Raw genomic sequence first — 12,527 nt, forward strand, 5'->3', positions numbered from 1 at the left:
TGAATGTGGGTGCCACGCAAGCGCCGCTTGGCAACACTTGGTCAACCAGCTGGGCAGGCCTGGCGTTATGGACCTGCCTTCCTCTGGCACGGCAGGTCCGGCCGTGTCAAAATACGCCCTGAAAACCACCTTGACGCCGACCCGGTGACGAACCTGAAAAAGCTCCCGCTACCGCTGGCCTTGCCGCTGTTTCGCCGCCACCGCGCGGAGCGCCTGCTGTGACCAGCGGGCCGCAAACACCTCCCACCACCAGAAACCTGCTCTGGTCCAGTGAACTGGACACCCACCGGTTCGCGCAGGCGCTGGCCGGGCAGGCCGCACTGGACCATGCCTACATCGAGCTGCAAGGCGACCTGGGCGCCGGCAAGACCACGCTGGTGCGCCACCTGCTGCAGACACTGGGTGTGCAGGGGCGCATCAAGAGCCCCACCTATGCGGTGGTGGAGCCCTATGAGGTGCCCTGGCCGCAAGGCGGCGCAGGGGTGCAGTTGCCGATCTGGCATTTCGACTTCTACCGCTTCAGCGACCCACGCGAGTGGGAAGACGCCGGCTTTCGCGACATCTTCGCCAGCCCCGGCCTGAAGCTGGCCGAATGGCCGCAAAAGGCCGCCAGCTTCCTGCCGCAGGCCGACCTGGTGGTGCGCCTGGTGGCACGGGACGATGAGCAACGCGAGGTCACCCTGCTGGCGCAGACCGCCACCGGCCAGGCCCTGTTGCAGGGGGCAAGCCCATGAAGCGCCGCCACCTGCTGCAGGCCGGCACGCTGGTGCTGCTGCTGCAGCGCGCGCAGATCGCCCGTGGCGCCACCATCGTGGCGGTGCGGGTGTGGCCGGCGCCGGACTACTCGCGCGTGACCATCGAGTCCGACGCCGAGTTGAAAACCCGCCAGGTGTTCGTGGCCAGCCCGCCCCGGCTGGCGGTGGACATCGAGGGCATCGACCTGAGCCCAGCTTTGAAGGAACTGGTGGCCAAGGTGCGCGCCGACGACCCCAACATCGCCGGCGTGCGGGTGGGCCAGTTCGCGCCCGGTGTGGTGCGGCTGGTGCTGGACCTGAAGCAGCCCGCCGCGCCGCAGGTCTTCACGCTGGCGCCGGTGGCGCCTTACCAATACCGGCTGGTGTTGGACCTGTACCCCACCCAGGCCATAGACCCGCTGGAAACGCTGATCAGTGAGCGCCTGAAAGAGAAACCGCCAATGGCCCTGGCGCCCCCAGTGACTGCGGTGGCTGCGGCACCAACGCCCGCCATCGGCACGGCCGGCGACCCGCTGGGCGACTTGATTTCACAACACGCCCGCAAGGGCAACGCCGGCACGTCGGTCACAGGGCCTGCTGCGCCAGCCTCCATCGCGGTGGCCGTGGCTGCCAAAGGCACGCCCCCGACCACCATCGGCGCGCCCGGCCTGCTGCTGAACCGGGGCGCGGACGGCGGCGGCCCGCCACCCAGCCGCACCGACCGGCTGATCGTCATCGCGCTGGATCCCGGCCACGGCGGCGAGGACCCCGGCGCCATCGGCCCCGGCGGCACCAAGGAGAAGGACGTGGTGCTGCGCCTGGCGCACCGGCTGCGCGAGCACATCAACGCCACCACCGTCAACACGGCCGGCGGCACGCTGGCCATGCGCGCCTACATGACGCGCGACGAAGATTTCTTCGTGCCGCTGCAGACCCGGGTGCAGAAGGCGCGCCGGGTGCAGGCCGACCTGTTCATCAGCCTGCATGCCGACGCCTTCTTCACGCCGCGCCCGCAGGGGGCCAGCGTGTTCGCGCTCAGCCAGGGCGGCGCCTCCAGCAGCGCGGCGCGCTGGATGGCAGCCAAGGAAAACAAGGCCGACCTGATTGGCGGCCTCAACGTCAAGGCCAAGGACCTGCAGGTGCAGCACGCACTGCTGGAGATGAGCACCACCGCACAGATCAACGACAGCCTGAAGCTGGGTGGCGCCATGCTGGGCGAGATCAGCCGCGTGGGCAAGCTGCACAAGGGCAAGGTGGAGCAAGCCGGCTTTGCGGTGCTGAAAGCGCCTGACATCCCCAGCGTGCTGGTGGAGGCCGCCTTCATCAGCAACCCTGAGGAAGAAACCAAGCTCAACAGCGAGGTCTACCAGGAGCAGTTGGCGCAGGCGCTGATGCGGGGCATAGACGCCTATTTCGGCAAGAACCCCCCGTTGGCGCGGGTCCGCACTGCTTGAAGTGGCCCCCACGCTCGCTCACTCCGTGTAGCTCGCTGCCCCCCGAGGGGGCCGCAAGTCACCTTGAGGCGGCCCGGCGGTGACTCAGGCCTTCTTGGCCGAGCGGCTGGCCTTCCAGCTGCCGTAGAGAACGATCAACCCAGGGATCAGGATCATCGCCCAGATGATCTTGTCCAGGTGCGTCTTGACGAAGGGGATGTTGCCGAAGAAGTAGCCCGCCGTGATGACGCCAAACACCCACAGGGCGCCGCCGGTGATGTCGAAGAAGGTGAATTTGCTGCGCGTCATCTGCGCCACGCCGGCCACGAAGGGGGCGAAGGTGCGCAAGAAGGGCATGAAACGCGCCAGCACGATGGTGATGCCGCCATAGCGCTCATAGAACTCATGCGCCTGGTCAAAGGCGCGTTTGTTGAAAAAGCGCGAATCCTCCCACTGGAACACCTTGGGGCCAAAGAACCGCCCCACCGTGTAGTTGGACTGGTTGCCCAGCACCGCAGCGGCGAACAGCAGCCCGACCGACAACGGATAGCTCATCAGCCCCACGCCGCACATGGCGCCGACCACGAACAGCAGCGAATCGCCCGGCAAAAAGGGCATCACCACCAGGCCGGTTTCGACAAAGATGATGAGAAACAGCAGCGCGTACACCCAGGGGCCGTAGTTGCGCACGAACATCTCCAGGTGCTTGTCCACATGGAGGATGAAGTCGATCAGGTAGCTGATTAGTTCCATGGCTGGGGATTATCACCGGGCAGGGTGTCGTTTCCGGGGCAAGTCCTAGAATGGACGGGTGAATGCCGTTTTGTCCCCCTCCCCATCCCCCGATACCGCCCCGCGCCGCCCGATACGCGAACTGCCCGACGAGCTGATCAGCCAGATCGCCGCCGGTGAAGTGGTGGAGCGCCCGGCCTCGGTGGTGCGCGAGCTGGTGGACAACGCGCTGGACGCCGGTGCGCGCAGTGTCACGCTGCGCCTGCTGGCTGGCGGCGTGCGGCTGATCGCTGTGGAAGACGACGGCCAGGGCATTCCGCGCGAAGAGCTGCCCATGGCGCTGCGCCGCCACGCCACCAGCAAGATCAGCAACCTGCAGGAACTCGAAGCCGTGGGCACCATGGGCTTTCGTGGCGAGGCATTGGCCGCCATCAACGCCATTGCCGACTGTGCCATCGCCTCGCGCGCTGCCGGCCAGGCCCAGGCCTGGCTGCTGGAAGGCCGCACCGGCGAGCTGCGCCCGGTGGCCCGTGCCACCGGCACCACGGTGGAGGTGAAGGAGCTGTTTTTCAGCACGCCGGCACGGCGCAAGTTCTTGAAGACCGATGCCACCGAGCTGGCCCATTGCGTGGAGGCGGTGCGCCGCCACGCGCTGGCGCGGCCGGATGTCAGCTTTGCCATCTGGCACGAGGGCAAGCTGCTGGAGCAGTGGCGCGCCTGCGGCGCCAGTGCGCAAGATCCCCAGGCGCTGGCCCAGCGCCTGCAGGACGTGCTGGGCGACGACTTCAGCACGCAGTCGGTGTTGGTCGAGTTTCAGGCCGGTGGCCCGGCGGCGGCTGCGGGCAGCGCGCTGGCCCAACTCGGCCACGGCCCGCAGGTGCGGGTGTGGGGCCGCGCCGGCATTCCGGACGCGGCGCGCTCGCGCGCCGACCAGCAGTTCTGCTATGTCAACGGCCGTTTCGTGCGCGACAAGGTGCTGACGCACGCGGCGCGCAGCGCGTATGAGGACGTGCTGCACGGCCATCGCCAGCCGGTGTATGCGCTGTACATCGAAATGGATCCGGCGCGGGTGGACGTCAACGTGCACCCGACCAAGATCGAGGTACGTTTTCGCGACAGCCGCGAGGTGCACCAGGCCGTGCGTCACGCGCTGGAAGCCGCACTGGCCGCGCCGCGCGCCGGCAGCAGCGCGGTGGTGGGCGCCGACGGCTTGATGCGTTATGCCGAGCACACGCCCGCGCCGCCGCTGATTGCCGCCGAGGCCGGCGCACCCGCGCTGTTCCCTTCGGCAACACCGTCGCGCTGGACGCAATCGGGCATCCCCTTCAGCCGCGACAGTGCAGGCACCGGCAGTGCGGACCGCAGCATGGCGACGCTGCAAGCCCTGTGGCAGCCCCAGCGCGAGGCCACCTCGTCCGGCCCGACACTGACCCCGCAGCAAGACAACGCGGCGGCGGCCGACGCCGGTAGCTGGCCGCTGGGCCGCGCCATCGCGCAATTGCAAGGCGTGTACATCCTGGCAGAGAACGCCCAGGGCCTGGTGATCGTGGACATGCACGCGGCGCACGAGCGCATCGTCTACGAGCGTCTGAAGACGCAGATGGAGGCCATCGGCAGTGGCCCGGGCCTGTCCAGCCAGCCGCTGCTGATCCCCGCCACCTTTGCCGCCACGCCGCAGGAAGTGGCCACGACTGAGGCCAGCGCCACCACGCTGGCGCTGCTGGGCCTGGAGATCACGCCGTTCTCACCCAAGACATTGGCCGTGCGCGCGGTACCCACCTCACTGGCCCAGGGGGACGCGGTGGAGCTGGCCCGCAGCGTGCTGGCCGAACTGGCCCAGCACGACGCCAGCACGGTGGTGCAGCGCGCCCAGAACGAACTGCTGGCCACCATGGCCTGCCACGGCGCCGTGCGCGCCAACCGCCGGCTGACACTGGAAGAAATGAACGCACTGTTGCGCCAGATGGAAGAAACCGAGCGTTCTGACCAATGCAACCATGGGCGGCCGACGTGGCGCCAGGTGACGCTGAAGGATCTGGACGCTTTGTTCCTGCGCGGACGCTGACCAAAGCTTTTAGCTGCCGACGCCGCTGGTGCGCGTAGCTACGCGGATGTCCCCCGGCCTGCGGCCTCCTCCTTGATTCCGCTCCGCCACGCGCCCCAGCGACATCGGGTCAATGGGTAGCGTGACGCTGGAATACCAACGTTGGCATGCCACCCAGGTTCGCAAGATCAGGTCGTCATGGCGTTCAGCGCAGCGGCATCAAGGAGGAGGGCCGCAGGCCCGGGGGACAGCCGCGGAGCTGAGCGCCGTGGCGGCCTGATCCCCAAGCCAAACTTCGTGACTCTGCATCACCGTTGCCGCCATGCACAGCCACGTGCAGCAACGAAAAATCACCCCAGCTTGAACACCGCCACAGCCTGCACCAGTTCACTGGCCTGGCTGTTCAGGCTGCCAGCAGCGGCCGCCATCTGTTCCACCAACGCGGCGTTCTGCTGCGTGGTCTGGTCCATGTGCGCCACCGCCTCACCCACCTGAAACACGCCAGACGCCTGCTCGGCGCTGGAGGCGTTGATCTCACCCATGATGTCGGTCACCCGACGTATCGAGGCCACGACCTCCGTCATGGTGGTGCCAGCCTGGTCCACCAAGGCAGTGCCCTGCTCCACCCGCTCTACGCTGGTGCTGATCAGGCTCTTGATCTCTTTCGCGGCTTCGGCGCTGCGGCCGGCCAGGGACCGCACCTCACTGGCCACCACGGCAAAGCCCCGCCCTTGCTCGCCGGCACGCGCAGCTTCCACCGCGGCGTTCAATGCCAGGATGTTGGTCTGGAAGGCAATGCCGTCGATGACGCCAATGATGTCCGAAATCTTGCGCGAGGCCTCGTTGATGCCCTTCATGGTCTGCACCACCTGGCCCACCACTTCGCCGCCCTGCACCGCCACGTTAGACGCATTCGTCGCCAGCTGGTTGGCCTGGCGCGCGCTGTCGGCGTTCTGGTTCACCGTGCTGCCCAGCTCTTCCATGCTGGCAGCGGTTTCTTCAAGGGCGCTGGCCTGGCTTTCGGTGCGGTTGCTCAAGTCCTGGCTGCCGGCGGCGATCTCGCCGGTGGCGGTGGAAATGCCGTTGGCCGAGTTGCGCACGCCGCGCACCAGTTGCTGCAGCGAGCCCTGCATCTGCCGCAGCATGCCCATCAGACTGCTGCCGTTGCCGCCATCATCAATGCGCGAGGTCAGGTCGCCCTGGGCGATGCGCGACAAGGTTTGCCGTGCCTCGGCCAAATCGCCGCCCAGCTCGCGGCGCAGCGTGGCCTGCAGCAGCACGTTCAGCGCCACCGCCACCAGCACCGCCAGCACCGCCAGCCCAAGGGCCAGTCGCACTGCCCAGTCAGCCTTGGCGTTGACGCGCTGGTGTGCTTCTTCCGAAGTCTTGGCCGCGGACTCGCGCTGTTGCAGCAACTCGCCGCGCAACGCACGCCAGGCCGGGGTTTCCTCCGCGTTGAGCACACGCGTGGCTTCGGCGTTGTTGTCGGCCTTGATCAGGCCCAGCACCTTCTCCTGCGACTTGGCGTGGGTGGCGCGCAGCGGCGTCAGCTTGTCCAATGCCGCCTCGTAGGGCGTGCCCTTGGCGGCCTGGCGCGTCTGCGCCAGCACCTTGTCGTAGGCGGCCTGCGCGGCCGTCAGGTTCTCAAAGGCCTTGGGGTTGGACTTGTCCAGCACCACGTTGCGCAGTGCCTGGCCCATTTGCAGGCCCTGGGCATACAGCTCGGACAGGCCGCGGTCCAGCGCCTGTTCGGTGGCAATGTACTTGCCGAATTCCTGCTGCGTGTTCATCAGCGAGCCTATGCTGCTGAACAGGCCGACGATGGCCAGCACCACCGGCAACGCCGAACACATCACGATACGCGTACTGAATTTCATTGACCCGTCCTCCACTGCCAAGCCATGCCATACCGGCACGGGCATTATGCGTGAAACGAGTCAAATATCAGTCAATACTTCTGAAAGAAAGTGCGCGCCGCCGACATGCAAAACGGCGCCACACCGGCGTGGTAGTTGTTGGCCACGTCGATGTCCGGGTCGTGGCCCGACAGCTGGGCGTCGGCAATGATGGCGTTCTTCACCACTGCAAAGCCCAGCTTTTCGGCGCGGTAGGGGTCGCTCAGGCCGCTGATGCGCGAATCCACGTCCACCACCGTCAGCATGCCGGCGGGCAGGCCAGCCCACAGCTGAGCCATCACCAGGGTGTTGACGGTGTAGGAGACGGTGGAGTCCTCATTGCCGCCGCACAGCAGCACCGGGTTGGTGGGCGTCCAACCACGTAGGTCGTTCAGCTTGGCGTCCGCGCGCAGCGGGTGCTGGGGCGCCCCGGCAGGCTGCAAGGCATTCGTGTTGGACGTGGCGCCATCGGGGTTGGCCGCGGCATCCTGCACATAGGCCAGGCGGTAGCTGTTGGTGAACAGGTTGGCGCTGCCAAAGCCCAGCGCAAACACCTTGTCGCGCGCGGTGCCCTTGGGGGGAGTGGACGCATTCAGCAGCGCCTGCAGGCTGGCGTTGCCGGGTACCTGGGGCGGTGTGCTGCTGAACAATGCGTTGGACGGCAGCTTGCCGGCACTGGCCAAGCCGGCGGCATTTGCCCCCGGCAGCAGGGTTTCAATGCCGCTGGCATAGCGCGACTCAAACAGGTCGGTGGGCGTGGTGTAGATGTTCTTGTAGACCTTCTGGTAGGCCACGCCGATCAGCGGGCCGAACAGCGTGGCGCCAATGCCCACGCGGCCCAGGAAGGGCTCGTCGGTCTGCGCCGCCAGCGCATAGGGACCCGACATCGGTGCGCTGGCCGTCACCACCGTGCCCAGCTGCTGCATGGCGCGGTGCGTGGCCATGGCCACGTGGCCACCCTGCGAATAACCGGTGATGAACAGCTTGGCGCTGGCCGTGGCTGGCGTGGCCAAGGCCGGCAGCGCCTTTTTCGCGGCGGTCAGCGCGTCGATCATGTCTTTGGACTGCTGGTCAGCCACCAGGAAAGGGTGGTAACCCAGCGTGGACACGTCGTAGCCCACGTAATTCGGTGCCACCACGATGAAGCCCTGCGCCGCATAGAAGGCGGCCAGCATCAGCGCCTCGCCATAGGCGTCGTTGCTGGTGGTGGCCATGCTGGCCAGGTTGTAGGTTTTGGCCGGGTTGGTGCCGTGCGCATACAGCACGACGGCGCGCGCACCGGTGCAGCGGGAATCGGTGCCGGTGGGCACCATCACCGCGGCGGAGCCATTGGTCTGCTCAGAGAGGCCGCCCACCGTGGTGTATTGGATGGCGGCAACGTCCACGCCGCACACCGGGTCGCCGGTCATCAGCAGCAGCGCCTGGTCACGCACGCTGCTGCCGTTGAGCCTGTCTTTCAGCGTGGCGGCGGTGAACTGCATGGTGCGGGCACTGGACAACAGCGTGCCACGCGCCCAAGGCGGCTCGGTCGGCGTGTTGCCGCCGCCCTTGTCCCCGCCGCCACCGCAGGCAGCCAGCAGCAGGGCCGTGGCCAGGCCGGCGGTCAGGTTCTTGGTGGGTACGAAACGGGGATTGGGCTTCATGGTGTGAGACTAGGGAGATCGGATGATGACCCGAATTCAACGCAGCGGTGCCCCGAAAAGCCTACCCGTTACAAACTGTTGCCGCCAGTTCATAGGAGCGCAACCTGGCGGCGTGGTCGAACATCTGGCACGTGACCATCAGCTCATCGGCGCCGGTGCGCTGCACAAAGGCCCGCATGGCCTCGCGCACGGCGTCGGGCCCGCCCACGGCTGAGCAGGAAAGAACCTGCTCCAGCATCGTCTTCAATGGGCCGTCCAGCCGCTCGCGGTAGCCCGCCACCGGCGGCGGCAGTTTGCTGGGCCGACCACTGCGCAGGTTGACAAAGGCCTGTTGCATGGAGGTGGCGCGGAACTGCGCCTCCTCGTCGGTGTCGGCGGCAAACACGTTGAAGCCCAGCATCACATACGGCTTGGCCAGCTGCTTGGAGGGTCGGAAACTGTCGCGGTAGATGTCCATGGCCTGCATCATCATGGTCGGCGCGAAATGCGAGGCAAAGGCGAACGGCAGCCCCATGGCCGCCGCCAATTGGGCGCCAAACAGGCTGGAGCCCAGTATCCAGATGGGAACGTCCAGGCCCAGCCCCGGCACGGCGCGCACGGCCTGCGGCGGTTGGCCGGAGAAATAGCCCATCAGCTCCACCACGTCCTGTGGAAACTCGTCGGCGTCCGACGCCAGCGTGCGCCGCAGCGCGCGCGCCGTCACCGGGTCGGAACCAGGGGCGCGGCCCAAGCCCAGATCGATGCGGCCGGGGAACAAGGAGGCCAGCGTGCCAAACTGCTCGGCAATCACCAGCGGCGCGTGGTTGGGCAGCATGATGCCGCCCGCACCCACCCTGATCGTGGAGGTGGCAGCCGCCACATGGCCAATCAACACTGCGGTGGCGGCACTGGCGACGCCGGGCATGCCATGGTGTTCGGCCAGCCAGTAACGCTGGTAGCCCCAGGCTTCAGCACGCTGGGCCAGGTCACGGGTGTTGCGGAAAGATTGGGCAGCATCGCTGCCCTCCAGGATGGGGGACAGATCCAGCACAGACAAAGCAACCATGGCGCGGATTGTGGGCCAAACCCCGCCGTGCCATGGTGACGCTGCTGCATAACCCCTGGCTCTGGCGGCCATCTGCTACGCTCACCCCATGTCCGATGCCTCCCCTCAACCGCTGGCCGCGCCGGCTGCCGCCGCAGCGCATGCGGCACCAGCCGTCACCGCCATGCAGCCGGGCCTGATCGTGCTGCTGCTGGCGCTGGCCATGGGTTTGCAGCCGGTCACCACCGACCTGTACCTGCCAGCGCTGCCGGCACTGACGGCCGGCTTTGGCGCCAGCATGGCACAGGCCCAACTGACCTTGGCCGCGTTGCTGCTGGCCTTTGGCTGCTCGCAACTGGTGTGGGGCCCGCTGTCGGACCGCTTCGGCCGCCGGCCGGTGCTGCTGCTGGGTTTAAGCTGCTATGTGGTGGCTGCCGTGGGCTGCGTGCTGGCCCCCAGCATGGACATGCTGATCGTCTGGCGCACCCTGCAAGGCGCCGCCTTGGGCGCCAGCGTGATGTGCGCGCGCGCCATCGTGCGCGACCTGTACACGCCGGCCCAGGGCGCACGCGTGATGTCGCGCGCGCTGACCGGTCTGGGCATCATTGCCTGTCTGAGCCCGCCGTTAGGCGGCCTGGTGTCAGACCTGGGCAACTGGCGCGCCGCCATGGCCATGCTGGGCATCTTTGGCGCCGTCACGCTGGGCCTGGTGGCGCTGCGCTTTGAGGAAACGCTGGCGCGCAAGAACCCGCAAGCACTGCAGCCCGCCGTGCTGGTGGGCAACTGGGCGCACATCGTGCGCAACCCTGCCTTCTGGAGCTATGCGTTGCTGGCCAGCGCGTCGTACGGCGGGCTGTTCACCTTCCTGGCTTCGTCGTCCTTCGTGTTCATCAACGTGCTGGGTCTGTCCAAGACGGTGTACGGCCTGCTGATGTTCTCCATGGCCTTTGCCTATGTGCTGGGCACCATCCTGTGCCGGCGCCTGCTGACGCGCTTCGGCCTGCGCCGCACCGTGGCGCTGGCGGCGGTGCTGTCGCTCAGTGGCGGGCTGCTGGTAGGCGGCCTGGCCTGGGCCGGCTGGCACAACGGCTGGGCCATCATGCTGCCGTTCTACCTGTTCATGCTGGGCCATGGTATCCACCAGCCCTGCGGCCAGAGCGGCGCGGTGATGCCCTTTCCGCAATCGGCTGGCGCCGCCTCGGCGCTCAGCGGCTTCCTGATGATGACAGTGGCCTTCCTGATGGGCGGCTGGCTGGGCCGGCACATGGACGGCAGCGTGCTGCCGCTGACCATGGGCGTGTGCTTCTGGAGCGTGGTGGTCAGCGCGGTGGCTTGGTTGGGCGTGCAACGCTATGGCGAACCCGCGCACTGAACCGCTGGCCTGCATCGCACTGGCCGGCCCCACCGCATCCGGCAAGACGGCGGCGGCGCTGGCCATTGCCCAGCGCCATGCGGTGGAGATCATCAGCGTGGACTCGGCGCTGGTCTACCGTGGCATGGACATCGGCACCGCCAAGCCCAGTGCCGCTGAACTGGCACAGGTGCCACACCACCTGATCGACATCCGCGACCCGCTGCAAGCCTACAGCGCCGCCGAGTTCGCGCGTGACGCCACCACGCTGATGGCCGACATCCGCGCGCGCGGCAAGCTGCCGCTGCTGGTCGGCGGCACCATGCTGTACCTCAAGGCGCTGATGCACGGCATGGACGACATGCCCGCCGCCGACCCCGCCGTGCGCGCAGGCATCGAGGCGCAAGCACTTGCGCTTGGCTGGCCCGCGCTGCACGCCGAGCTGGCACGGGTGGACACTGTGACGGCGGCGCGCCTGCACCCGACCGACTCGCAGCGCATCAGCCGTGCGCTGGAGGTGTTCCGCATCTCGGGCCAACCGCTGTCGGGCTTCCACACCGGTGGCACGGCCAAGCCGCTGGCCGACATGCCGCTGATTTCGTTGGAACCTCAGGAACGCGCCTGGCTGCATGCGCGCATCGCCCAGCGCTTTGACGCCATGCTGCAGATGGGTCTGCTGGACGAGGTGCGGCGCTTGCGCGCACGCGGCGACCTGCATGCCGACCTGCCTTCCATGCGTTGCGTGGGTTACCGCCAGGCCTGGGAGGCGCTGGATGGCAGCATGCCCATGAGCGAACTGCGCGAGCGCGGCATCTACGCCACCCGCCAATTGGCCAAGCGCCAGATCACCTGGCTGCGCAGCATGCCGCAGCGCCAAGTGGTGGCTTGCGACGCGCCGGATGCGCTGCAACAGGTGCTGACCCAAGTGGATGCGCTGGTGCAAGCATCGCAAGGAGCCCACGCATGAGCTTGCAGGTGCGCGATTTAGCCAAGCGCTACGGCGACACCACGGTGTTCGCCAACGTCACGCTGACCGTGGCGCCAGGCGAGTTCGTCGCCATCGTGGGCGAATCGGGCGTGGGCAAGTCCACGCTGCTGAACTGCATGGCCGCGCTGGACACCTGGGACCAGGGCACGGTGCACCTGGACGGCATTGACCTGGGCGAACTGGACGAGGTGGCGCGCGCCATGCTGCGGCGGCAGAAGCTGGGCTTCGTGTTCCAGGCCTTCCATGTGCTGCCGCACCTGGATGTGGCGCAGAACGTGGCCCTGCCGCTGATGCTGCTGGACCGCCCGCTGCGCGGCGACGATGGCCGCACGCGCAGGCCTGGCCGCCAATGGGCGCGCAGCGAGCGCGTGGCGCAGATGCTGGCCGCCGTGGGGCTGGAGGGCCTGGGCGAGCGCCTGCCCGGGCAACTGAGCGGCGGCCAGTTGCAGCGCGTGGCCATCGCCCGCGCGCTGGTGCACCAGCCCAACCTGCTGCTGGCCGACGAGCCCACCGGCAACCTGGACCCACGCACCGCCAAGCTGGTGATGGACGCGCTGATTGCCCAGACCCGCGAACACGGCGCCACGCTGGTGCTGGTGACCCATTCCGAGGCCGCCGCCGCGCGCGCCGACCGCGTGCTGCATCTGAGCGCACAAGGCGTGCGCTGACCCGCCTGCCCCAGC

At 67.7% G+C, this 12,527-nt stretch carries 10 protein-coding genes; 6 read left to right on the top strand and 4 right to left on the bottom strand.

Annotated elements, in window-relative coordinates; genetic code table 11:
* The first annotated feature begins 218 nt into the window (after positions 1 to 218).
* Together tsaE and AC1DX2_RS12060 are read left to right on the top strand one after the other, a co-directional pair.
* A complete protein-coding gene (gene tsaE, locus AC1DX2_RS12055; protein ID WP_477196578.1) occupies positions 219 to 734 on the top strand; it encodes a tRNA (adenosine(37)-N6)-threonylcarbamoyltransferase complex ATPase subunit type 1 TsaE in 516 nt (171 codons plus the stop codon).
* On the top strand, positions 731 to 2,188 hold the full coding sequence (locus tag AC1DX2_RS12060; protein WP_477196579.1) for an N-acetylmuramoyl-L-alanine amidase: 1,458 nt from the start codon (positions 731 to 733) through the stop codon (positions 2,186 to 2,188). The genes tsaE and AC1DX2_RS12060 overlap by 4 nt, the downstream gene beginning before the upstream one ends.
* A gap of 84 nt (positions 2,189 to 2,272) precedes the next feature.
* On the opposite strand, the gene AC1DX2_RS12065 is transcribed toward AC1DX2_RS12060, so the two are convergent.
* A complete protein-coding gene (locus AC1DX2_RS12065) occupies positions 2,273 to 2,920 on the bottom strand; it encodes a DedA family protein (RefSeq protein ID WP_477196580.1) in 648 nt (215 codons plus the stop codon).
* 70 nt (positions 2,921 to 2,990) lie between these two features.
* On the opposite strand from AC1DX2_RS12065, the gene mutL reads away from it, so the two are divergent.
* Complete coding sequence (mutL, locus tag AC1DX2_RS12070) at positions 2,991 to 4,964, top strand: DNA mismatch repair endonuclease MutL (RefSeq protein WP_477196581.1); 1,974 nt, start codon at positions 2,991 to 2,993, stop codon at positions 4,962 to 4,964.
* Between the two features lie 329 nt (positions 4,965 to 5,293).
* On the opposite strand, the gene AC1DX2_RS12075 is transcribed toward mutL, so the two are convergent.
* From AC1DX2_RS12075 to AC1DX2_RS12085, 3 genes are all read right to left on the bottom strand, one after another.
* Positions 5,294 to 6,820: a methyl-accepting chemotaxis protein gene (locus AC1DX2_RS12075; protein WP_477196582.1), complete on the bottom strand. Its 1,527-nt coding sequence runs from the start codon at positions 6,818 to 6,820 to the stop codon at positions 5,294 to 5,296.
* A gap of 71 nt (positions 6,821 to 6,891) precedes the next feature.
* Positions 6,892 to 8,481 carry an alpha/beta hydrolase family protein gene (locus tag AC1DX2_RS12080; protein WP_477196583.1) on the bottom strand — a complete coding sequence of 530 codons (1,590 nt, stop codon included), beginning with the start codon at positions 8,479 to 8,481 and terminating at the stop codon, positions 6,892 to 6,894.
* Between the two features lie 61 nt (positions 8,482 to 8,542).
* Entirely contained in the window at positions 8,543 to 9,526 is a 984-nt protein-coding gene (locus AC1DX2_RS12085; protein WP_477196584.1) for an LLM class flavin-dependent oxidoreductase, read from the bottom strand.
* A gap of 88 nt (positions 9,527 to 9,614) precedes the next feature.
* Between AC1DX2_RS12085 and AC1DX2_RS12090 the strand changes: the two genes are divergently transcribed.
* The 3 genes from AC1DX2_RS12090 to AC1DX2_RS12100 are packed head-to-tail and all read left to right on the top strand — an operon-like array spanning position 9,615 to position 12,512.
* Positions 9,615 to 10,877 (top strand): multidrug effflux MFS transporter, encoded by a 1,263-nt coding sequence (locus AC1DX2_RS12090; RefSeq protein ID WP_477196585.1) that lies wholly within the window; start codon positions 9,615 to 9,617, stop codon positions 10,875 to 10,877.
* A complete protein-coding gene (gene miaA, locus AC1DX2_RS12095; RefSeq protein WP_477196586.1) occupies positions 10,858 to 11,823 on the top strand; it encodes a tRNA (adenosine(37)-N6)-dimethylallyltransferase MiaA in 966 nt (321 codons plus the stop codon). The genes AC1DX2_RS12090 and miaA overlap by 20 nt, the downstream gene beginning before the upstream one ends.
* The gene (locus tag AC1DX2_RS12100) at positions 11,820 to 12,512 is read left to right on the top strand and encodes an ABC transporter ATP-binding protein (RefSeq protein WP_477196587.1); all 693 of its coding nucleotides are present in this window, start codon (positions 11,820 to 11,822) and stop codon (positions 12,510 to 12,512) included. Before miaA ends, AC1DX2_RS12100 begins: the two co-directional genes overlap by 4 nt.
* Positions 12,513 to 12,527: the final 15 nt, after the last annotated feature.

The sequence above is a fragment of the Hylemonella sp. P2_B10 genome (genome assembly GCF_056404875.1).

What these genes read in the sequence shown, in the direction of transcription:
- AC1DX2_RS12085 (WP_477196584.1), bottom strand. Translation starts at nt 9,526, where the DNA reads ATGGTTGCTTTGTCTGTGCTGGATCTGTCCCCCATCCTGGAGGGCAGC.
- AC1DX2_RS12065 (WP_477196580.1), bottom strand. Translation starts at nt 2,920, where the DNA reads ATGGAACTAATCAGCTACCTGATCGACTTCATCCTCCATGTGGACAAG.
- AC1DX2_RS12090 (WP_477196585.1), top strand. Translation starts at nt 9,615, where the DNA reads ATGTCCGATGCCTCCCCTCAACCGCTGGCCGCGCCGGCTGCCGCCGCA.
- AC1DX2_RS12075 (WP_477196582.1), bottom strand. Translation starts at nt 6,820, where the DNA reads ATGAAATTCAGTACGCGTATCGTGATGTGTTCGGCGTTGCCGGTGGTG.
- AC1DX2_RS12080 (WP_477196583.1), bottom strand. Translation starts at nt 8,481, where the DNA reads ATGAAGCCCAATCCCCGTTTCGTACCCACCAAGAACCTGACCGCCGGC.
- miaA (WP_477196586.1), top strand. Translation starts at nt 10,858, where the DNA reads ATGGCGAACCCGCGCACTGAACCGCTGGCCTGCATCGCACTGGCCGGC.
- AC1DX2_RS12100 (WP_477196587.1), top strand. Translation starts at nt 11,820, where the DNA reads ATGAGCTTGCAGGTGCGCGATTTAGCCAAGCGCTACGGCGACACCACG.
- AC1DX2_RS12060 (WP_477196579.1), top strand. Translation starts at nt 731, where the DNA reads ATGAAGCGCCGCCACCTGCTGCAGGCCGGCACGCTGGTGCTGCTGCTG.